This is a genomic window from Bradyrhizobium sp. IC4060, assembly GCF_020193715.1.
Lineage (GTDB): Bacteria > Pseudomonadota > Alphaproteobacteria > Rhizobiales > Xanthobacteraceae > Bradyrhizobium > Bradyrhizobium yuanmingense.
On record NZ_JADYVJ010000001.1, the window covers coordinates 746,734 to 766,369 of the forward strand.

At 65.1% G+C, this 19,636-nt stretch carries 18 protein-coding genes; 9 read left to right on the forward strand and 9 right to left on the reverse strand.

What is annotated here, in order from left to right; translation table 11 throughout:
- Positions 1-124: 124 nt before the first annotated feature.
- From I6F16_RS03710 to I6F16_RS03725, 4 genes are read right to left on the reverse strand one after another with little or no spacing between them, the layout of a single operon-like run.
- Positions 125-1,327, reverse strand: a complete 1,203-nt coding sequence (locus I6F16_RS03710; RefSeq protein ID WP_225112167.1) for an ABC transporter substrate-binding protein — start codon at positions 1,325-1,327, stop codon at positions 125-127.
- 32 nt (positions 1,328-1,359) lie between these two features.
- Positions 1,360-1,944: an amino acid synthesis family protein gene (locus tag I6F16_RS03715; RefSeq protein WP_025035619.1), complete on the reverse strand. Its 585-nt coding sequence runs from the start codon at positions 1,942-1,944 to the stop codon at positions 1,360-1,362.
- Between the two features lie 15 nt (positions 1,945-1,959).
- Positions 1,960-2,856: a UPF0280 family protein gene (locus I6F16_RS03720; protein ID WP_036001359.1), complete on the reverse strand. Its 897-nt coding sequence runs from the start codon at positions 2,854-2,856 to the stop codon at positions 1,960-1,962.
- The gene (locus tag I6F16_RS03725; RefSeq protein ID WP_225112274.1) at positions 2,853-4,310 is read right to left on the reverse strand and encodes a 6-hydroxynicotinate reductase; all 1,458 of its coding nucleotides are present in this window, start codon (positions 4,308-4,310) and stop codon (positions 2,853-2,855) included. Before I6F16_RS03725 ends, I6F16_RS03720 begins: the two co-directional genes overlap by 4 nt.
- A gap of 265 nt (positions 4,311-4,575) precedes the next feature.
- On the opposite strand from I6F16_RS03725, the gene I6F16_RS03730 reads away from it, so the two are divergent.
- A complete protein-coding gene (locus I6F16_RS03730; RefSeq protein WP_036001419.1) occupies positions 4,576-5,058 on the forward strand; it encodes a (2Fe-2S)-binding protein in 483 nt (160 codons plus the stop codon).
- Positions 5,058-8,582, forward strand: coding sequence for a molybdopterin cofactor-binding domain-containing protein (locus I6F16_RS03735; RefSeq protein ID WP_225173445.1), 3,525 nt, complete (start codon positions 5,058-5,060; stop codon positions 8,580-8,582). Before I6F16_RS03730 ends, I6F16_RS03735 begins: the two co-directional genes overlap by 1 nt.
- Before the next feature lie 116 nt (positions 8,583-8,698).
- Here I6F16_RS03735 and I6F16_RS03740 read toward each other — a convergent pair whose 3' ends face one another.
- On the reverse strand, positions 8,699-9,664 hold the full coding sequence (locus I6F16_RS03740) for a catechol 2,3-dioxygenase (RefSeq protein ID WP_225173446.1): 966 nt from the start codon (positions 9,662-9,664) through the stop codon (positions 8,699-8,701).
- A 369-nt stretch (positions 9,665-10,033) separates the two neighbouring features.
- Between I6F16_RS03740 and I6F16_RS03745 the strand changes: the two genes are divergently transcribed.
- Both I6F16_RS03745 and I6F16_RS03750 read left to right on the forward strand, forming a co-directional pair.
- Complete coding sequence (locus I6F16_RS03745; protein WP_036001369.1) at positions 10,034-11,773, forward strand: DUF87 domain-containing protein; 1,740 nt, start codon at positions 10,034-10,036, stop codon at positions 11,771-11,773.
- A 162-nt stretch (positions 11,774-11,935) separates the two neighbouring features.
- On the forward strand, positions 11,936-12,517 hold the full coding sequence (locus tag I6F16_RS03750; RefSeq protein WP_225171336.1) for a peroxidase-related enzyme: 582 nt from the start codon (positions 11,936-11,938) through the stop codon (positions 12,515-12,517).
- A gap of 84 nt (positions 12,518-12,601) precedes the next feature.
- Here the strand turns inward: I6F16_RS03750 and I6F16_RS03755 are convergent, their stop codons facing one another.
- The 3 genes from I6F16_RS03755 to I6F16_RS03765 form a co-directional block, all read right to left on the reverse strand.
- Positions 12,602-15,154 (reverse strand): cation-translocating P-type ATPase, encoded by a 2,553-nt coding sequence (locus tag I6F16_RS03755; protein ID WP_225173447.1) that lies wholly within the window; start codon positions 15,152-15,154, stop codon positions 12,602-12,604.
- Positions 15,151-15,318 carry a hypothetical protein gene (locus I6F16_RS03760; RefSeq protein WP_225173448.1) on the reverse strand — a complete coding sequence of 56 codons (168 nt, stop codon included), beginning with the start codon at positions 15,316-15,318 and terminating at the stop codon, positions 15,151-15,153. The genes I6F16_RS03755 and I6F16_RS03760 overlap by 4 nt, the downstream gene beginning before the upstream one ends.
- Before the next feature lie 234 nt (positions 15,319-15,552).
- Positions 15,553-15,696, reverse strand: a complete 144-nt coding sequence (locus I6F16_RS03765) for a hypothetical protein (RefSeq protein ID WP_167361652.1) — start codon at positions 15,694-15,696, stop codon at positions 15,553-15,555.
- A gap of 262 nt (positions 15,697-15,958) precedes the next feature.
- Between I6F16_RS03765 and I6F16_RS03770 the strand changes: the two genes are divergently transcribed.
- Entirely contained in the window at positions 15,959-16,114 is a 156-nt protein-coding gene (locus I6F16_RS03770) for a hypothetical protein (protein WP_165637160.1), read from the forward strand.
- Between the two features lie 11 nt (positions 16,115-16,125).
- On the opposite strand, the gene I6F16_RS03775 is transcribed toward I6F16_RS03770, so the two are convergent.
- Positions 16,126-16,755, reverse strand: a complete 630-nt coding sequence (locus tag I6F16_RS03775; RefSeq protein ID WP_225173449.1) for a ParB-like protein — start codon at positions 16,753-16,755, stop codon at positions 16,126-16,128.
- Positions 16,756-17,079: 324 nt separating this feature from the next.
- Here I6F16_RS03775 and I6F16_RS03780 point away from each other — a divergent pair, with 324 nt between their 5' ends.
- From I6F16_RS03780 to I6F16_RS03795, 4 genes are all read left to right on the forward strand, one after another.
- Entirely contained in the window at positions 17,080-17,421 is a 342-nt protein-coding gene (locus I6F16_RS03780; protein WP_036001385.1) for a hypothetical protein, read from the forward strand.
- A 234-nt stretch (positions 17,422-17,655) separates the two neighbouring features.
- Positions 17,656-17,943, forward strand: a complete 288-nt coding sequence (locus I6F16_RS03785) for an acyl carrier protein (protein ID WP_007592476.1) — start codon at positions 17,656-17,658, stop codon at positions 17,941-17,943.
- A gap of 10 nt (positions 17,944-17,953) precedes the next feature.
- Entirely contained in the window at positions 17,954-18,424 is a 471-nt protein-coding gene (locus I6F16_RS03790) for a 3-hydroxyacyl-ACP dehydratase FabZ family protein (protein ID WP_036001387.1), read from the forward strand.
- Positions 18,421-19,626 carry a beta-ketoacyl-ACP synthase gene (locus I6F16_RS03795; RefSeq protein WP_225112806.1) on the forward strand — a complete coding sequence of 402 codons (1,206 nt, stop codon included), beginning with the start codon at positions 18,421-18,423 and terminating at the stop codon, positions 19,624-19,626. The genes I6F16_RS03790 and I6F16_RS03795 overlap by 4 nt, the downstream gene beginning before the upstream one ends.
- Positions 19,627-19,636 lie beyond the last annotated feature (10 nt).

Below are 19,636 nucleotides of genomic sequence, written 5' to 3' on the forward strand. Positions count from 1 at the left end.
GTGCTGGTCTTCATCCTTCGAGACGGCGCTCCGCGCCTCCTCAGGATGAGGTCCGGGACCCTCATGGTGAGGAGCGCGGCGACGCCGCGCGTCTCGAACCATGAAGGCCCCGGTCTCTGTTGTATCAATCCTTCGGACGCAACTTCGCGACTTCGGCATCGCTGGGCAGATAGTCCGCGCCTTTCTTGTAAGACGAGTCCACCATCACGCCCTTGCCGTCCTTCAGCGCGGTCTTGCCGACGAAGGCCCCGAGCGTCGACTGGTGGTCGATCTTGCGGAAGGTGATCTCGCCGAACGGCGATGGCATCGTAAGCCCCTCCGCCGCGGCAATCAGCTTCTCCGGATCGGTCGATCCTGCCTTGGCCAGGATCGCGGCGGCCGACTTGATGGTCTGGTAGCCGACGATCGAGCCGAGACGCGGATAGTCGTTGTACTTGGCCTGGTACGCCTTCAGGAACGCGTCATGCTCGGGCGTCTTGATCGAGTACCAGGGATAGCCGGTGACGATCCAGCCCTCCGGCGTCTCGTCCTTGAGCGGGTCGAGATATTCGGGCTCGCCGGTGAGGAAGGAGACGACCTCGCGCCCCTTGAACAGGCCGCGGGTGTTGCCTTCGCGCACGAGCTTGACGAGATCCGCGCCGAACGTGACGTTGAGGATCGCTTCCGGGTTGGCGGCGGCAACCGCCTGCACCACCGGGCCGGCGTCGATCTTGCCCTGCGGCGGCCATTGCTCGTCGACCCACTGGACGTCGGGGCGCTTCTCCGACATCAGCTTCTTGAACACCGCGACCGCCGACTGGCCGTATTCGTAGTTCGGCGCGATCGTCGCCCAGCGTTTCGCCGGCAGCTTGCTGGCAGCTTCCACCAGCATCGCCGCCTGCATGTAGTTGGAGGGACGCAGGCGGAAGGTGTACTTGTTGCCCTTGGACCAGGTGATGGCGTCCGTGAGCGGCTCGGCCGCGAGGAAGAACACCTTCTTCTGGTTGGCGAAGTCAGAGACCGCAAGACCGATGTTCGACAGGAACGTGCCGGCGAGCATCGCGACGCCCTCGCTCGAGACGAGCTCGTTGGCCGCGGTCTGCGCGTCCGCCGGCTTGCCGCCGTCGTCCTTGGAGATGACGACGAGCTTCTTGCCGTTGATGCCGCCGGCCGCGTTGACTTCCTCGACCGCAAGCTGCCAGCCCTTGCGATAGGGCTCGGTGAATGCCGGCAGCAGCGAATAGCTGTTGATCTCGCCGATCTTGATGTCCTGCGCCAGGGCCGAATGGGCCATGCCGCCTGCCAGAAGCGCGAAGGCCGCGCCGACGAAGTAATTTCTTGCTCGCATCCCAACCTCCAATTTGAACTCGCTTACGACTTCTATCTCAGACCGTCTTCGCCCTTGATCTCCGCGACCGTGAGCCCGCCGACGCGCGGCAGCGGACGGCCGCTGTCGGTGACGGCGACCGCGACCATGATCTCGTTGGCGCGCGGCGCATCGTTGATCTGTACCTCCATCCCGTCGAAATGGCTGCGGACGAAGGCTGCGTCCTTGTGCCCCAGCGGAATGTCCAGGGTCGTGCCGGGGCCGCTGCGCTTCTTCGAGGACGGGATCAGCGCCGCGCCCTTGCCCAGAACCTTGCGCACCGGCGCCCCCATCTTGGGGTGGAGGATGGCGGCGGCGTGCTCCAGTTCGCCGTTCTCGCCGACAGCCGCGGCCTTGCCGTAGCTGTGCGCCTTGGCACCATCGATGCCGAGCGCCGCCACCGCGCGCTTCGACAGGAGCTCGCCCAACTCCTCGCCGATCGCGATCAGCGGCGAGAGATCCTCGACATATTTTCCGGCGAAAGGATTTTCGATCACGGCGATCGCGGCGGCACGCCGGGTCGGCGGCGACACCTGGCGTCCCATCTCCATCTGCGTCTCTTCGACGACGGTGACGATCTTGCGGATGATCGCGCTCATGTTTCGCTTCCCTGTTCAGGCATGGACCGCGTTCTCCAGCACACGCGGGCGCGATCGTTGCTCTTCTATATCCTTTGTTCCGATGACAAGCATATCACCACAAAGCCGCAGCACGGCACCTTCGATCAGTCCGCGATCGAACAATTGCCGTGCACATTCCGCGCCAGATTCAAGCGCGGCTGCGATCTCATCGTGAGACAGCTCGCCGACACCGCGCGTCACAAGGCGTGCGCCCAGATCGCTGTCGGGCTGAAGCTCGTTCGCAGGCTGTCGGATGATTGCGGGATGCCCGGGCAGATCGACGGCATTGGCGATCACGGTCGCGGCCGCATCGGCCTGCGAAGCGGTTGCGGCCAGCACGGTCACGGCATCGGCGATCCCGAGCGAAAAGCTGCGGCCGTGCCGACCGCTGGTCGCGACGCCCCGCACCGGATCGTTCGCATCGATCCGCATCCTCCGCATCACGCCGTCGTGGTCGGGACGATCCATCAGGCCGACCGAAAAATGCTCGCCCACACCGAGATGCAGCGCGATGTCGCCCCCATTGTTGACGTAAATCCGATCGAGCGGTGCAGCGCGCAGCATCGCGGCCAGAATCTCCTCCGCGACGCTGCCGGCAACGGCCGCCATTGGCGTGATGAAGCAATCGGCGGCATAAGGCGCGACGGCAGCGTGCATGCGGCGGGCGACAACGCCCTTCAGCGAGGTCTTCTCCTCGACCGCCGTACGCAGCCCTGGCAATTCCGCGCAAAGCTCGTCGAGCAATCCAGTGAACCGCAGCGCCGCAGCCTCATAGGCGACCCGCACCGCATCCGTACGTCCCCTCGCCTCCACGATCAGATCGATCGGTCCATCCTGCAAATGCAGCCGCCGGCCATCAGACAGCAATGCGATTTGCGGGCGCCTGGTCATGTGCGAGGCCCCGGAATCGGGTTCTGCCAGGGCAATTGGCGGACATCGTCGCCGCTCTGCACCTCGGAGAGCGGCTTCACATAATCCATGTGGCCACCGAGCGCGGCATAGTCGGACAGCTTCATGGTGAATTCGATCGGCGCGACCAGGGCTGGTGTCGGCACATAGCCGAACGCGCCTGACGGCATCTGCGTCACGTCGACCATGTAGGTGATGCCGCCGCCGGGCCAGACATAGACCGGCGCGCCGCCGCTGGTGACGCGCGTCAGCGCATCCTTCACCGAGCGCGTCAGCCGCACCGGGTTGTCGGTGACGCCAGCGCGCAAGGAGCCGCCCGCGCCCGCCATGAACAACACCGTGCACAACGCGGGCTCGCAATTTTCCTGGATGCGCTCGACCGAGAACTTCAAGTCGTCAGGCATCTCGGTCTCGACCGGCTTCAAGGCCTCATCGAGCACGTAATAGGACGAATGCTCTCCGGTGGTGGAGACCATCAGCATGGTCAGACCGGGCTTTGCTTCCTTGGCATCGAACGGGCCAAGGATCGACAGGGGATCTGAGATGTTGGTGCCGCCCCAGCCCGTGCCTGGATCGGCCACCTGGAAATAGCGGCCGGGCGTCGAGCGACGGCCCTTCATCTTGATGCCGGTGTCGGCGATGTCGAGCAGCTTGCCCGCTTGATGCTCGCTGAGCACGCCGGTGATGTGGTCATCGACCACGACGACTTCGTCCACCTTGCCGTGCCATTGCTTGGCGAACATGCCGATCGTCGCCGAGCCGCAGCCGACGCGCATGCGCTCTTCCTTCACGCCGTTGACGATCGGCGGCTGCCCGGCCTGCACCACCACGGTGGCGCCGCCGTCGATGGTGAGCTCCACCGCCTTGCAATTGGCGAGGTCCATCAGCGTGTCGCAGGTGACGCGGCCCTCCTTCTTGGAGCCGCCGGTGAGATGATGCACGCCGCCTAGCGAGAGCATCTGCGAGCCGTATTCGCTGGTGGTGACATGGCCGACCGCCTCGCCCTGCGCGCGCACGGTCGCGGTCTCCGGGCCGAGATAGCGATCGGTGTCGATCTTCACCTTGATGCCGCAATAGGAGAAGATGCCCTCGGTGACGACCGTCACCATGTCGACGCCTTCGACCTCCGCAGAGACGATGAAAGGCGCCGGCTTGTAGTCGGGATAGGTCGTGCCTGCCCCGATCGCCGTCACGAAAGTCGAGGGCTCGTGGACGATCTTGCCGTCCCAGTCCTCGGTGCGGCTGAACGGGACGAGCTTGCCGCCGTGAGAGACGGTGCGCTCCAGGATGACATGCGGATCGACGCGGACCAGCTTGCCGTCGTGATTGGCATAGCGATCGCAGGCCCCCGCCGCGCCGGGCTTGATGTAGCACATCACCGGACAAGCATCGCAGCGGATCTTGTCGATGACGGCGCTCGTCGTTTCTGTCACCATGTCGGAGCTGGCGGACACCGCTGTTATCATTCGTATACGAACGATGTTGCGCGCGCTGCCCCGGCGCTGTCAAGCGGCGGTGCAGCGCAAAAGATGCCACTGCCGCATAAAACCTCATTTGCCTATCCGCACTGTCCACAAAGAAGGCACCCGCGCTGCAGTGCGGCATGCACCGCTTGCACGTTTGTGTACAAACGGTATCGTCGCGGCGTCCGATTTTCGCGATTGCATGATCTTGGATATCGTCTTGGGCTTGGAAACGAGGATGACGCAGACACCGATCCGCCTCACCGTGAACGGCAGGATCCACGAGCTCACGGCAGCGCGCGACACGCCGCTGCTCTACGTGCTGCGCAATGATCTCGCGCTGAACGGCCCGAAATACGGCTGCGGCCTCGGCGAATGCGGCACCTGTACTGTCCTGATCGACGGACTGGCGGCACGCTCCTGCGCGATTCCGGTGAGCGGCTGCGCCGGGCGCGACATCGTGACGCTCGAAGGCCTCGGCACAAGCGACAAGCCCGACGTCGTGCAGCAGGCCTTCATCGACGAGCAGGCCGCACAATGCGGCTATTGTCTCAACGGCATGATCATGACCACCAAGGCGTTGCTCGCGATCAACCCGCGGCCGACCGAACAGGAGGCGCTGGCGGCGCTGCGCTACAATCTCTGCCGCTGCGGCACGCATGTCGAGATCCTTCGCGCGGTGATGCGCGCATCGGGCCAGCTCACCGAGGCCGCAGATTGATGGCGTCCTTTGTTACGAACGGAGCTGAGCGTGCGGGTTCGCTCATCGTCGCGCGCAGCGTGGACGAGGTCACATCGGAAACCTTCGTCCGCATCACCGCGGACGGTTCGGTCACGGCCTATAACGGCCATGTCGATCTCGGCACCGGCATCCGCACTGCGCTGGGCCAGATCGTCGCCGAAGAGCTCGACGTCTCCTTTGCGCGCGTCGTCGTCGTGCTCGGCGACACGGCATTGGTGCCGAACCAGGGCGCGACGATCGCGAGCGAGACCATCCAGATCACGGCCGTGCCGCTGCGGAAGGCCGCGGCGCAAGCGCGGCACTTTCTGATCGCGCGCGCCGCGGAACGCCTGGACTTGCCCGAAGCCGAGCTCAAGATCGAGGACGGACTCGTTCGCGGCCACGACAATCGCAGCGTCAGCTATGGCGAGCTCATCGGCGACGAAGCGATCCGCCTCGAGCTCGCCGATGACGTCGAGCTCAAGCCTGTCGGCGATTACGCGATCGTCGGCCAGTCGGTGCCGCGCGTCGATCTACCTGCTAAAGCCACGGGCGAGCTGACTTTCGTGCACGACGTCCGAGTATCAGGAATGGTGCATGGCCGCGTGGTGCGGCCGCCCTATGCTGGCGTCGATGCCGGACCGTTCGTCGGCACCAGCCTCATTGCGGTCGACGAATCCTCCGTGCGCGACATTCCCGGCCTTGTCGCCGTCGTGCGGATCGGCGATTTCGTCGGCGTCGTCGCCGAGCGCGAGGAGAATGCGATCCGTGCGGCAGAGCAGCTCAAGGTGAGCTGGAAGCCGACGCCGACGCTTACCGATCTTGGCGATGTCGAGACCGCCCTGCGTGCCAATCCATCGACGCCGCGCACGCTGATCGACAAGGGCGAGGTCGACAAGGCGATATCGGCCGCGGCCAAGCCGATGCAGCGCACTTACCTCTGGCCGTATCAGATGCACGCCTCGATCGGCCCCTCCTGCGCCGCCGCCGACTTTCAGGACGGCAACATCCGCGTCTGGTCGGGCACGCAGAACCCGCATGTGCTGCGCGGCGACCTGGCGCTGCTGATCGAGCGCCCCGAGAGCGAGATCGAGGTGATCCGGCTGGAGGCCGCCGGCTGCTACGGTCGCAACTGCGCCGACGACGTCTCCGCCGATGCGCTCCTGCTGTCGCGCGCCGTCGGCCGTCCCGTCCGCGTGCAATTGACGCGCGAGCAGGAGCACGCCTGGGAGCCCAAGGGCACCGCGCAGCTCATCGACGTCAATGGCGGCCTCGACGCTGACGGCAGCATCGCCGCTTACGATCTCGCCACGCGCTACCCCTCGAACGCCGCTCCGACGCTGGCGCTGCTGCTGACCGGTCGCATCTCCCCCGAGCCCACCGTGCTCCAGATGGGCGACCGCACCGCGATCCCTCCTTACGATTACGAGCACATGCGCGTCGTCGCCCACGACACGCCGCCGATCGTGCGGGCCTCCTGGTTCCGCGGCGTCTCGGCATTGCCGAATACCTTTGCGCATGAATCCTATATCGACGAGGCTGCAACCGAAGCCGGCGTCGATCCGATCGAATATCGTCTGCGCTACCTGAAGGATCAGCGCGCTGTCGATCTCGTCAATGCTGTGGCCGAGCGCGCGGGCTGGACGCCCCGCCCCGTTCGCGAGGAGAAGGACGGCGAGGTCGTGCACGGCCGCGGCTTTGCCTACGCGCTCTACGTCCACAGCAAGTTTCCGGGCTATGGCGCGGCGTGGTCGGCCTGGGTTGCCGACGTCGCGGTGAACAAGACGACCGGCGACGTCAGCGTGACGCGGGTCGTCGCGGGGCAGGATTCCGGGTTGATGATCAACCCGGACGGCGTGCGCCACCAGATCCAGGGCAACGTCATCCAATCCACCAGCCGCGCGCTGATGGAAGAGGTGTCGTTCGAGCGCGGCACGGTGGCCGCGCGCGAATGGGGCGCCTACCCCATCATCCCCTTCCCCGACGTGCCCAAGATCGACGTGCTGATGCTGCCGCGGCAGAATCAGCCGCCGCTCGGCGTTGGCGAGTCCGCCTCGGTGCCGAGCGCGGCGGCGATCGCGAACGCCATCTTCGATGCCACCGGCGTGCGCTTCCGCGAGCCGCCGTTCACGCCTGAGCGAATCCTGAAGGGATTGCGTGGCGATGCGGCGGTGACGCCGCAGGCTCTGCCCGCACCGGCGGCATCGCGGCCGTCCCGGGTCTGGGCGAATCCGTTCGCCAGGCGCGCCGGTATCGCTGCAGCGATCGCAACCGTCTGCACCGCTGCCATCGGCATCGGTGCGGCGCTCCTTCCAGGTCGCGCAATTGCGCCGATCGCACGGCCCGACGCGTCGGTCTATTCCGCGGCGACCATCGCCCGCGGCGAGCAGCTTGCAGCGCTTGGCAATTGCGCGGAGTGCCATACCAGCATTGGCGGCGCGCTCAACGCCGGCGGCCGCGCATTGGAGACGCCATTCGGCACGATCTATTCGACCAACATCACGCCCGACGTCGAGACCGGGATCGGTGCCTGGTCCTATCCGGCCTTCGAGCGCGCCATGCGCGATGGCTTGCATCGCGACGGACGGCAGCTCTATCCCGCTTTTCCCTACACGCATTTTGCAAAGACCAGCGACGCGGACATGCAGGCGCTCTATGCGTATCTGATGGCGCAGCCTTCAGTGCGTGCGACGGCACCGCCGAACGAACTCGCCTTCCCTTACAATCTCCGCTCGTTGCTCGCGGGCTGGAATGCGCTGTTCCACGACACGAAGGAGTTCAAGCCTGATCCCGCCAAGTCCGATCAATGGAATCGCGGCGCCTATCTGGTCGAAGGTCTCGGCCATTGCAGCGGCTGTCATTCGCCGCGCAACGCGCTCGGCGCCGAGCAACGCAACGCTTATCTCGCCGGCGGCTTTGCCGAGGGCTGGGAAGCGCCGGCGCTGACCTCGCTCTCGCACGCGCCGATTCCGTGGAGCGAGGAGGAGCTCTACGCCTATTTGCGCACCGGCCATTCGCGTTACCACGGTGTCGCGGCCGGCCCGATGGCGCCTGTCGTCAGGGATCTCAAAGCCCTGCCCGACCAGGACATCCGCGCGATGGCGGTCTATCTGAACTCCTTCAACGACACGGCCGATACACCAGCGCCGAATGCGCTCGCCGCCAAGCTCGAGAGCGCAACGCAAGTGACCGTCGCCTCCTCCGCGGGCGCCCGCCTCTATCAAGGCGCCTGCGCCGTGTGCCACGAGGTCGGCGGCCTGCCGCTGTTCGGCACGCGGCCCTCGCTCGCGCTCAACAGCAACGTTCACAGCACGAAGGCGGATAATCTCGTGCAGGTGATCCTGCACGGCATTGCAGACCCAGTCTCCAGCGATCTCGGCTACATGCCCGCGTTCAGGAATAGCATGAGCGATGCACAGGTCGAGGAGCTCGTGACGTTTTTGCGCAAGCAGTTCGCGCCGGACAAGCCGGCCTGGACCGGCGTGCGCGAGACGATCTCGCGGGTGCGAAGTTCGACCCACTAACGTCATTCCGGGGCCCGAGCATAGCGAGGGAGCCCGGAATCCATAACCACCAGCCGGGGTTATGGATTCCGGGCTCGCCGCTTCGCATCGCCCCGGAATGACACTGCGTGAATACGCTAGTCGTGCTTCACCTCCACCGGCGGCGTGCCGTGGGTGTGGAAGGACTCGATGGTCTTCAATCCCCAGGCCTGGCCCTTCTTGCGCTCCTCCTCGGTCCACACGATCGGCTTCCAGTCGGGCGCGAGAATGAGGCGCGCGCCGGCATTGGCGACTTCGACGCGGTTGCCGCCGGGCTCGTAGACATAGAGGAAGAAGGTCTGCTGGATCGCGTGCTTGTGCGGGCCGGTCTCGATGTGCACGCCGTTCTCTAGAAAAATGTCCGCGGCGCGCAGAATCTCCTCACGGCTGTCGAGCGCGTAGGTGACGTGATGGAAGCGGCCCGGCACGCCCAAGTGATCGAGCGAATAGGCGAAGTCGTAGCTCTTGTTCGACATCGTCAGCCACATCGCGGCCTCACGGCCGTCGTTGAGTACGATCTGCTCGGTGAGGCGGCAGCCGAGGTAATTCTCGAAGAACTCGCGGTTGGCCTTGATGTCGACGGCGAGGCAATTGAGATGATCGAGCCGGCGGACGTTGGCGCCGCGCGCCGGAAAGCGCTGCGCCTGGTTCTTTAGTGCGGGCTTGAGCTCCGGCGGCGCCTGATACCATTCGGTCTCGTAATAGAGCTCGACGATGTGGCCATCGGGGTCGCGGCAGCGGAAGGTCGGCCCCTGCCCCATGTCGCCGTCGATCCAGCCGATGTCGAAGCCGGATCCCTTCAGCGCGGCGACGCGCCGCTCTAGCGCCTGCTGGCTGCGCGCACGGAGCGCCATGTGGCCCATGCCCGAGGTCTTCGACGCCGTGAGCTTGAGCGAATAGCGCTCGTAATCGTCCCAGCCGCGCAAATAGACCGACTCGCCCTTCAGTCCGCTGACGGTCATGCCCATGACATCGACGAAGAACTTCAGGCTCTCGTCGGGCTTCGGCGTCAGCAGCTCCATGTGGCCGAGGTGGGCAAGGTCGAGGATCGGTTCGGGCTGCATGTTTTCCTCCTGGATCGGACGCGGGGCTTTCGGCGCGGCGCCTCATTTGTACTAATGTACAAATCATTAGGTCCAGTCAACAAAGCAGCCGGTATCCTGCTGCGATCGGCGCCTGACCGCCGGCCTCCGGACGAGACGGGCAGCCTGCCCGAATGGTAAACTCTTCCTTAAGGACCATCTCACCTGAAAGGTCCGGAAAATGCAGCATTTTCCCGGCGATTTTGCCAATAAGCAGGCATTGGCGGCGAGGCTCCCGACCGAATTACCGCGGATTTAACGGAGCCGGCGCGTCCGGCGTTTAACCGTTTGTGCAGCGACGGCCGCGCATAGTCCGGGCAACTCCCCTTGCTCTTGCCAGGTTCATTCATCGTGACATCCTTTGGACGCGTGATTTCGGTTCGCGGATCGCTCGCCCGGGTTGGGCTTCTGGCGGAAAGCCGGATGCCGATCTCGGAGGTGCGGGCCACCGTCGGCCGGTTCGTCAGCATTCGCTGCGCCAGCTCGGTCATCGTTGCGATGATCACGGAGGTCTCCTGCGAAAATCTGTCGAGCTCCGACAATTACATTGCCATCGCCTCGGTCGACCTGCTCGGCGAGATCCTCAATGCCGCGGACAAGGCCAAATTTCAGCGCGGCGTCACCAACTATCCGACCATCGGCGATGCCGTCGACCTGATCACGAGCCAGGAGCTGCGCACGATCTACGCGCCGACCGGCTCGGACCAGATCAATGTCGGCTTCCTGCAGCAGGACCGCTCGGTCATCGCCTATGTCGACGTCGAGGAAATGCTGTCCAAGCATTTTGCCGTGCTGGGATCGACCGGCGTCGGTAAATCGACCGGCGTCTCGCTGCTGCTCAACGAGATCCTGAAGGCGCGGCCGAACCTGCGCATCTTCCTGCTCGACGTGCACAACGAATATGGCCGCTGCTTTGGCGACCGCGCGCTGGTGCTCAACCCGCGAAACCTGAAGCTGCCGTTCTGGCTGTTCAACTTCGAGGAAATCGTCGACGTGCTGTTCGGCGGCCGCGCCGGCGTGCCGGAAGAGCTCGACATCCTCGCCGAGGTGATCCCGCTCGCCAAAGGCGTCTACACCCAGTACCAGAACGCCGACCGCATCGGCCTCAAGCGCATCGATCCCAAGCAGATCGGCTATACCGTCGATACGCCTGTGCCCTATCGCCTGGTCGACCTGTTGTCGCTGATCGACGAGCGGATGGGCAAGCTCGAGAACCGCTCCTCGCGCATCATCTATCACAAGCTGATCTCGCGCATCGAGGCCGTGCGCAACGACCCGCGCTACGCCTTCATGTTCGACAACGCCAATGTCGGCGGCGACACCATGGCCGAGGTGATCAGCCATCTGTTCCGCCTGCCCGCCAACGGCAAGCCGATGACGGTGATGCAGCTCGCCGGCTTCCCGGCCGAGGTGATCGATTCCGTCGTCTCCGTGCTCTGCCGCATGGCCTTCGACTTCGGCCTGTGGAGCGACGGCGTCTCGCCGCTGCTGTTCGTCTGCGAAGAGGCGCACCGCTACGCCTCCGCCGACCGCAACATCGGCTTCGGCCCGACCCGCAAGGCGGTATCGCGCATCGCCAAGGAAGGCCGCAAATACGGCGTTTATCTCGGCCTCATCACCCAGCGCCCCGCCGAGCTCGACGCCACCATCATCTCCCAGTGCAACACGCTGTTCACGATGCGCCTCGCCAACGACCGCGACCAGGCGCTGCTGCGCGCCGCCGTGTCGGACGCCGCCGCGAACCTGCTCTCCTTCGTGCCCTCGCTCGGCACCCGCGAGGTGCTGGCGTTCGGCGAAGGCGTGGCGCTGCCGACCCGCTTGCGCTTCAAGGAGGTGCCGCCGCACCAATTGCCGCGCGGCGAGGCCACCATCTCGAGCGTGCCCTCCGTCACCTCCGGCCACGACATGCATTTCGTCAGCGCCGTGCTCGAACGCTGGCGCGGCGCCACCTCGCAGCGCGACGTGCCGAACGACCCCGTGTTCTCGGCACCGCCCGCGAAGACGATGTCCAGCGTCGAAGCCCCGATGCTGCAGCCCTCGATGGGCCTCGATCCGGACCGCTTCTCGCTGCTGAAGAAGCCGCTGCGGTAAGGCTTCGCTCCATCCACATCGTCATTGCGAGCGCAGCGAAGCAATGACGGAGGATGGACGTCGTTCCCACCTGACACCTTCGTCGCGGCCACTTCGGACCGGCAGATTGAGCCCGCCTTCCGCATCGACTATGGTTCCCGCCCCAAGCCGGAATCCATGCCCATGACAAAGACCGCCGCGCAACGCTTTCCAGCCCCCGCCCTCGACACCCTGCCCGACGACATCCGTAAGCGCCTCCTTGCCGTGCAGGAGAAGAGCGGCTTCGTCCCGAACGTGTTCCTGACGCTGGCCTATCGCCCCGACGAGTTCCGCGCCTTCTTCGCCTATCACGACGCGCTGATGGAGAAAGACGGCGGCCTCACCAAGGCCGAGCGCGAGATGATCGTGGTGGCGACGTCGGCGGCCAACCAGTGCCAATATTGCGTGATCGCCCATGGCGCGATCCTGCGCATCCGCGCCAAGAACCCTGTGATCGCCGACCAGGTCGCGATCAACTACCGCAAGGCCGATATCACGCCGCGGCAGAAGGCGATGCTCGATTTCGCCATGAAGGTCTCGGCAGACGCGCAGCGGATTTCCGAGAACGATTTCGCCGCTCTCGCGCCGCACGGCTTCAGCGACGATGATATCTGGGACATCGCCGCGATCTCGGCCTTCTTCGCGCTGTCGAACCGGCTGGCGAATTTCACGGGCATGCGGCCGAACGAGGAGTTCTATCTGATGGGCCGCCTGCCGAAGACGTAGTCGAGGCGCGAGGACCGGGCTCGATGGTCGGAACTCCTGTCCGCAACCGACGGACGCCTGGCTTCACAGGAGTCCTCGCGAGAGCTAGAACCGAAGCCGCCGCGCCCAAATTGGCTTCAGCAGTTCGAGCGCCGTGAGCACCAATAGTCCGGCGCCGAGCGTGATCATCAGATCGTCAACATGCAGCGGACCGAAGCGAAACAGGCCGGAGGCCGGCGGCCAGAACAGGGCTGTGGCGAGAACGAGCGCAATCAAGAGGAAGATCCAGAGCAATGCCGCGTTCGGACGGAAGAAGGCGGACAAGAACGATGCGCTGAAGGATCGATTGACCAGCACCAGCGCGAGGACGCAGACGACGAGCGCGATGAATGCGAGGGTGCGAGCCTCCTCGGGCGGAAGGCCGGAACGAAGCGCTGCGACGAAGATCACGGCGATCAAGGCGAAGGCCATCGTGCCTTGCAGAACGCTCCAGGCGATCAGGGGCCACGAGAACAGCTCCGCATCGGCACGCCGCGGCGGACGCTTCATGACGTCGCGCTCCTCCCGCTCGGCCTCGAACACCAGCGAGCAGACGGGATCGATGATCAGCTCCAGAAAGGCGATGTGCACCGGGCCGAGCACCAGCGGCAGCCCGAACACCAGGGGAAGCAGCGCAAGACCCGCGATCGGCACGTGGACGGCAAAGATAAAGGCCATGGCCTTGCGCAGATTGTCGTAGATCCGGCGACCGAGGCGGATGGATGCGACGATGGAGCTGAAGTCGTCGTCGAGCAGGACGATCGAGGATGCCTCGCGAGCGACGTCGGTGCCGCGGCCACCCATCGCGATTCCGATATGGGCGGCCTTCAGCGACGGCGCGTCGTTGACGCCGTCGCCCGTCATCGCGACGATCTCGCCGCTGCGCTTCAGCGCCTGCACGATCCGCAGCTTCTGCTCCGGCAGAACCCGCGCGAAGACGTTCACCTTCCTGACGAGTGCCTCGAGCTCGCGGTCGTCTGCGAGCTTGACCTGCTCCCCGGTCGCGACCTCATCGACGTCGAGCCCGGCTTGCGCGGCAATCGCCATGGCGGTCGCCGGATAGTCGCCCGTGATCATGATGACGCGGATGCCGGCCGAACGGCATTCGCGAACCGCCTCCGGAACATGAGGCCGCAACGGATCGGCAAGCCCGACCAGGCCGACGAAGCGAAATACAAAAGCCTCCTGGGATGCCGGCAGGGAAGCCTCATCGCAAACGGCAACCGCCATCCCCAGCACCCGGAGCCCGTCCTTCGCCATTGCCCCGATGGCAGCTTGCACGGCCTCCCGATCGGCCTCGTTCAGCCTGCACAGGCGCGCAATCGCTTCCGGCGCGCCCTTGGCGCATGCGACGAGGTCCGCCCCTCCGGCTGTCCGCCAAACCTGGGTCATGGCCAGCAGCTCGGGGCGCAGACCATAGGTGCGCACCAGCGTCCGCTCGCCATCCATCGCGTCGCCGTCCCGCAGGACACCACGCGCGAACGAATGCAGCGCCTTCTCCATCGGATCGAACGGCTCCGGAGAGCTTGCCAGTGCCCCGCAGCGCGCCAGCTCTGCGAATTCGCGCCCGACCTGATCCGGTCCGGACGCCTCCGCGCGCAGGCGCGCGCCGTCCAGCAGGCGCAGCTCGGCGACCGACATCTGATTCTGCGTCAGCGTTCCGGTCTTGTCGGTGCACAGGACTGTTGCTGAGCCGAGGACCTCGATGGCGGCGGCGCGCCGCGTCAGGACGCGGGCCTGCGAAATCCGCCACGCACCCATGGCCATGAACACCGTGAGCACGACACCGAATTCTTCCGGAAGCATCGACATACCGATGGCGACGCCTGCCAGCAGCGCCTGCAGCCAGTCGCCGCGCGAGACGCCGTAGAGCACAATCGCGGCCAGGCTGATCACGGCGCCGCCGAGGAAGCAGAGCCGCACCAGCCTTGCGGTCTGTTGCTGAAGCCGCGGCGGCTCGGCCTGCAAGCCGCGAAGCGACAGCCCGATCTTCCCGATATCGCTGCGCGGCCCGGTGGCCTCGACCAGCGCCAACCCCTCGCCGCGCACGACGAGCGAACCGGAATAAACGAATGGCTGATCCTCGCCGCCGGGCCGGTGAGCGGCTACTTTGATCTTGTCGGCGGTCTTCTTGCGGACAGGCACCGACTCGCCGGTCAGCAGGGACTCGTCGATCTGCAAGTCCCGCGCTTCGACGAGCGCGGCGTCGGCGGGAACGCGATCGCCTTCACCGAGGACGAGAAGGTCGCCCTGCACGACCTCGCGGCCGGCAATTCGCCGGCGCGCACCGTCGCGCACCACCAGCGCCCGCGGGCTGGTCAGGTCGCGCAAGGCTTCCAGCACGCGCTCGGTCCGGGTTTCCTGCACCACCGTGATCACGATGGACATTGCCCCGAACGCCAGCAGGATCACCGCCTCCTTGAGATCGCCGAGCACGAGGTAGATCAGCCCGCCGCAGAGCAGCAGCAGCAGCATCGGCTCGCGCAGCACTTCCACCACGATGCGCAGCGGACTGCGTCGTTCCGGCCGAGGCAGTTCGTTGGGGCCGTCTGCCGCGAGCCTCGCCCGCGCCTCGGTCTCACTCAGACCGGCCGCACCTCCGCGTTGCACCTCCCTCACGGTTTCCGCCGCAGGCTCCAGAAGCTGCCGGCACCGACGATTGCGGTGGCGAGCAGGACGGCGACGAAGGTCTGGATGATGGTGAAGTTCAGCGCGTCGCGCGCGACGAACAGCGCCGTGATCGCGCCGGCGAGGACAAAGAGGATGCGAAAGACGACGCTCATGGTCGTGCCTCCAAGATCTGCATGACAAGATCTGCATGACTTGGAGCCCGGGGCCCTCCCATCGGGGCACAACGCTGTCTCTGCAACCATGCAGGCAGACCTTAGCCGCTCAGGGCGAGGCAAGTTTGCGACAAGTCAAACCTGACCCGGCCATCATCGGTCGGCGACTGCGACGTGATGTCCGCCCAGCAGCGAACAGCCGCTGCATCGCTCACGGCTGCGAGGCGTATGCGGCTAGCGCTTCGCCATCAACTCGAGCGCCGGAGCAAAGCGCTCCGCGAACGTCAACGTCTTGGCGTGGTGGACTGCGGCGAAGGATGCAGAGATTCCCGCCGAAGCGACCGCGAGCAAGCCAACTACGAAAGCCAGACGGCGCATGTTCGCCTCCTGTGTGAGCTCGACTACCCCATAGAGATGGGACGGCTCTGTTTCAGGACGGTTTCGTGGGCGCGGAAATTGATTTCGCTCAAGCGGCTGTGATGAGATCCGGCTTATCTGGGCGCAATCCGTAACCAACTAACAAGGGTAGACGTGTTTTGCAGCGCCGGCCGCATTGGGAATTTGATACCCGCGAGCGCTATCCTAGGCACTGCGGTGACGAGCAACATTCGTGAAATGGGAGTCATCGAGGACTACGCAAATGAAGATCGTGATCCAGAAGCTCAATGGCCTGTGGCACCTCATCGTCGGATCGAGCCAGATCCGAACGCCCTTCCTGGATACCCAGGACCGCGCGCTGGTGGTAACTTACGCCCGCCGCGCCTATCCCGGCGCCAGGATCTTCCAGCGCGACTGACGTGAATACCCTCAGTCGTCGTCCGCCGGGCCGCACCAGCCGGGCAGATAGATCGCATTCTTGCTTCTGGCCGCGGCCATCGCCTTCTCGAGCGCATTATCGAAATCGGTCTCCACCGCCTTGCGCGAGACCTGCCGGCGCAGGAAGTCGGCCCACAGGAATTCGGAGAACGGTGTGGTGTCCTTGGCGAAGCCGCCCATGCGGCGCAATTCGCCGGCAAGACTGCGGAACGGATCGTCCTTGAGGTCGGCCACCGATTTCGGCAGGTCGCGGAACGAGCGCCGCTCACCCTTGGCGTCGTAAGGAAAGACCCAGCGCTTGTTGTCCATGACGCCCCAGAACGCCTCGCGCTCCACCATCCTGAGATCGCCGACGACGGTCACCAGCACTTCCTTGACGCCTTCATCGTGCAGTGCGCGGCCGAGGTGATGATGATCGATCACGTAGTAGCGCGCGTCAGGACCGTAAACGACGGGGATCATGTGCTTGCCGAGCAGATCCGCCTGCTTCTTCTTGCCGTGCTCGCGCCAGCGCCTGCGCTTCTCCTTGACCTCGCGCATGCCGACCGTCATCTGCGTCGGCCGGAGCGACAGGATCGGAACCGGATGCACTCTCGGCTCGCGCGCGTTGGTCGTGGTCATGATCGAAGGCCCCTGGCAGCAACGAACGGTTCGGGTTCCCGCGACTATGCCACGGGTCCCGCGGTGGCAAAATCCGTTCGGAAGACGCGCAGATCACAAGTCGATGCCGGCCGGTAAAAAAGACGTCCTCAATGGCTGTCGCTATGCCCGCGTTGCAGCGCAACGCTCGCGACGGACACGATGGCCCGTTGCTGGATCGCGGCACACCGGTCTATGCGCAAAATAGTACGAACGCACAAATGCATCCTGGCATTGCAAAGATTTACTGCAACGCGTGCCTCACCTATGCTATCTAGATCGCTGCTTCGGAGTGATCCCCGCCCCATGAACAATCAGCGGCCCATAAGCTCTGATGAGGAGCACCGGGTGCTCCAGTTCAGGCCGCGCACCCCGCCTTCTCCAAGGGTCCAGCGCGGCAATGGCTCCGTGCAACCGCTCCGCGGCACGCCCGAACGGCTGGACCTGTCACGCTACGAGCAGCCGCGTGCCGAACCCGACAATTACCGGCAGCGCATGCTTGCCAACATCGCAGCACTCGCCTTCACCATCGCGCTGACGGCGATCGGGATCTGGCTCGCGGTCAGCATCGCCGACCTGCGCCGGACCCAGGATTGCGTGCTGATGGGCCGCCGCGACTGCGTCAAGATCACGACGCCGCATATTTAGGGACCGGCCCGGCACGGACCTCGCGGCGGACGGACCCAGCCGGCATCCCCAGCCACGTCCGATGCTGTCCCCGGAGGCCTGCCCGGCTCCATTGAACTCAAGGCGGCGCTCCGATATACGGGCTTTCGACCCGGCCAGAGGGGGGTTTGAGGGCGTCATCAGGGGCGCGATGCCCAGCCACCGTGCCACTCTGGACAATCTGACAAATACCTACAATATATCAAAGGCTTAGTGATGTCCTCCACATTCGATCAGGTCGCCACGATCATCGCTGAAACCTGCGACATCCCGCGCGACACGATCACGCCGGATAGCCATGCCATCGATGACCTCGGCATCGACAGCCTCGATTTCCTCGATATCGCCTTCGCGATCGACAAGCAGTTCGGCATCAAGCTGCCGCTGGAGAAGTGGACTCAGGAGGTCAACGACGGCAAGGCGACCACCGAGCAATATTTCGTGCTGAAGAACCTGTGCGCCCGCATCGACGAACTGGTTGCGGCCAAGGGCGCGAGCGCCTAAGGGCGCAGTCATGCAACTCGAATACTTCCACATGATCGATCGCATCGTCGACCTCAAGGTCGACGAGAAGACGATCGTCGTCGAAGCGCAGGTCCCGCAGGAAAGCACCATCTTCGAGGGGCACTTCCCGGGTTATCCCTTGATGCCCGGCGTGCTCCTGATCGAATCGATGGCGCAGGCCTCGGGCTGGCTTCAACTCGGCGTGTTCCGATTCGAACGCATGCCGATCCTGGCCGCCGTGAAGGAGGCCAAGGTCCGCGGCTCGGTCTTCCCCGGCGACCTCATGAGCATCGAGGCGAGCCTCACCCATGAAGGCTCCGGCTATGCCATGACCGAAGCCAAGATCCGGGTCGGCGGCAAGCTGCGCGCCAATTCGGCGCTGACCTTCACGCTGATTCCCTTCCCCAATGCGGATATGCGCGGATACATGGCGAAGGTCGCCGAGCGCGTCGGCTTTCCGCAACAGGCCGTATCGTCATGACTGACACTCCCGCTTTGAAGCCGGGCCAGACCGAGGTCTGGATCACCGGCATTGGACTCGCCACCTCGCTCGGCGAGGGCCTCGATGCCAATTGGGCCGCGCTTTCCGAGAAGCGCATCAATGTCGACGAGAAGGGCTTTGCGCCCTACATCGTGCATCCCTTGATGCCGGTATCCTTCGACAGCCAGATCCCGAAGAAGGGCGACCAGCGCCAGATGGAAGCCTGGCAGCGCATCGGCACCTATGCCGCCGGTCTTGCGCTCGATTCCGCCGGTATCAAAGGCAACAAGGACATCCTGTCGAAGATCGACATGGTCGTCGCCGCCGGCGGCGGAGAGCGCGACATCAACGTCGACAGCGGCATTCTCACCGCCGAGGCCAAGGGCGCTAACGCGCCGGGCTTCCTCAACGAACGGCTGATGAGCGATCTCAGGCCGACGCTGTTCCTGGCCCAGCTCTCCAACCTGCTCGCCGGCAACATCGCCATCGTGCACGGTCTGGGTGGCACCTCGCGCACCTTCATGGGCGAAGAGGTCGCCGGCGCCGACGCCGCCCGCATCGCGCTCGCGCGCATCGCCTCGGGCGAGAGCGACATCGCGCTGGTCGGCGGCTCGTACAACGGCGAGCGCAAGGACCTGCTCGTCCTCTACGAGTTCGGCGACTTCAACCTGAAGGACAAGTTCGCGCCCGTGTGGGCGCGCAAGGACCATCCCGGCTTCGCGCTCGGCTCGGCCGGCGCCTTCCTGGTGCTGGAATCGAAGGCGCATGCGGAAGCGCGCGGCGCCAAGCCGTTCGCAAAGCTGTCGAGCGTCGTCGCCGACCTCGCCAAACGCAAGCAGCCCGGCGACATGACCGCGACGCTCGAGAAACTGTGGGACAAGCTGCCCAGGCGCGAGGGCAAGGGCGCGATCATCACCGGGGCGACCGGCGCGGAGCCTGCGACCTCGGACGAGCGCGACTTCCTGAAGAACCATGCCGACTTTCCGGTGCGCTCGACCGGCACGGTGTTCGGCCACGCCATGGAAACGCAATTCCCGCTCGGCATTGCCCTCGCCGCATTGTCGATCTCGCGCGGCGCGCTGTTCCCGCCGAATGATTCCACGGGGACCGAGATTGAAATGCAGGGCGCGCCCACCCAGATCGTGGTGGTGGGAGCCGGACACTGGCGCGGCGAAGGCATGGCGCTGGTCGAGGCGATTTAATCAGCTCAAG

What these genes read in the sequence shown, in the direction of transcription:
- I6F16_RS03710 (WP_225112167.1), bottom strand. Translation starts at nt 1,327, where the DNA reads ATGCGAGCAAGAAATTACTTCGTCGGCGCGGCCTTCGCGCTTCTGGCA.
- I6F16_RS03715 (WP_025035619.1), bottom strand. Translation starts at nt 1,944, where the DNA reads ATGAGCGCGATCATCCGCAAGATCGTCACCGTCGTCGAAGAGACGCAG.
- I6F16_RS03720 (WP_036001359.1), bottom strand. Translation starts at nt 2,856, where the DNA reads ATGACCAGGCGCCCGCAAATCGCATTGCTGTCTGATGGCCGGCGGCTG.
- I6F16_RS03725 (WP_225112274.1), bottom strand. Translation starts at nt 4,310, where the DNA reads ATGGTGACAGAAACGACGAGCGCCGTCATCGACAAGATCCGCTGCGAT.
- I6F16_RS03730 (WP_036001419.1), top strand. Translation starts at nt 4,576, where the DNA reads ATGACGCAGACACCGATCCGCCTCACCGTGAACGGCAGGATCCACGAG.
- I6F16_RS03735 (WP_225173445.1), top strand. Translation starts at nt 5,058, where the DNA reads ATGGCGTCCTTTGTTACGAACGGAGCTGAGCGTGCGGGTTCGCTCATC.
- I6F16_RS03740 (WP_225173446.1), bottom strand. Translation starts at nt 9,664, where the DNA reads ATGCAGCCCGAACCGATCCTCGACCTTGCCCACCTCGGCCACATGGAG.
- I6F16_RS03750 (WP_225171336.1), top strand. Translation starts at nt 11,936, where the DNA reads ATGACAAAGACCGCCGCGCAACGCTTTCCAGCCCCCGCCCTCGACACC.
- I6F16_RS03760 (WP_225173448.1), bottom strand. Translation starts at nt 15,318, where the DNA reads ATGAGCGTCGTCTTTCGCATCCTCTTTGTCCTCGCCGGCGCGATCACG.
- I6F16_RS03765 (WP_167361652.1), bottom strand. Translation starts at nt 15,696, where the DNA reads ATGCGCCGTCTGGCTTTCGTAGTTGGCTTGCTCGCGGTCGCTTCGGCG.
- I6F16_RS03770 (WP_165637160.1), top strand. Translation starts at nt 15,959, where the DNA reads ATGAAGATCGTGATCCAGAAGCTCAATGGCCTGTGGCACCTCATCGTC.
- I6F16_RS03775 (WP_225173449.1), bottom strand. Translation starts at nt 16,755, where the DNA reads ATGACCACGACCAACGCGCGCGAGCCGAGAGTGCATCCGGTTCCGATC.
- I6F16_RS03780 (WP_036001385.1), top strand. Translation starts at nt 17,080, where the DNA reads ATGAACAATCAGCGGCCCATAAGCTCTGATGAGGAGCACCGGGTGCTC.
- I6F16_RS03785 (WP_007592476.1), top strand. Translation starts at nt 17,656, where the DNA reads ATGTCCTCCACATTCGATCAGGTCGCCACGATCATCGCTGAAACCTGC.
- I6F16_RS03790 (WP_036001387.1), top strand. Translation starts at nt 17,954, where the DNA reads ATGCAACTCGAATACTTCCACATGATCGATCGCATCGTCGACCTCAAG.
- I6F16_RS03795 (WP_225112806.1), top strand. Translation starts at nt 18,421, where the DNA reads ATGACTGACACTCCCGCTTTGAAGCCGGGCCAGACCGAGGTCTGGATC.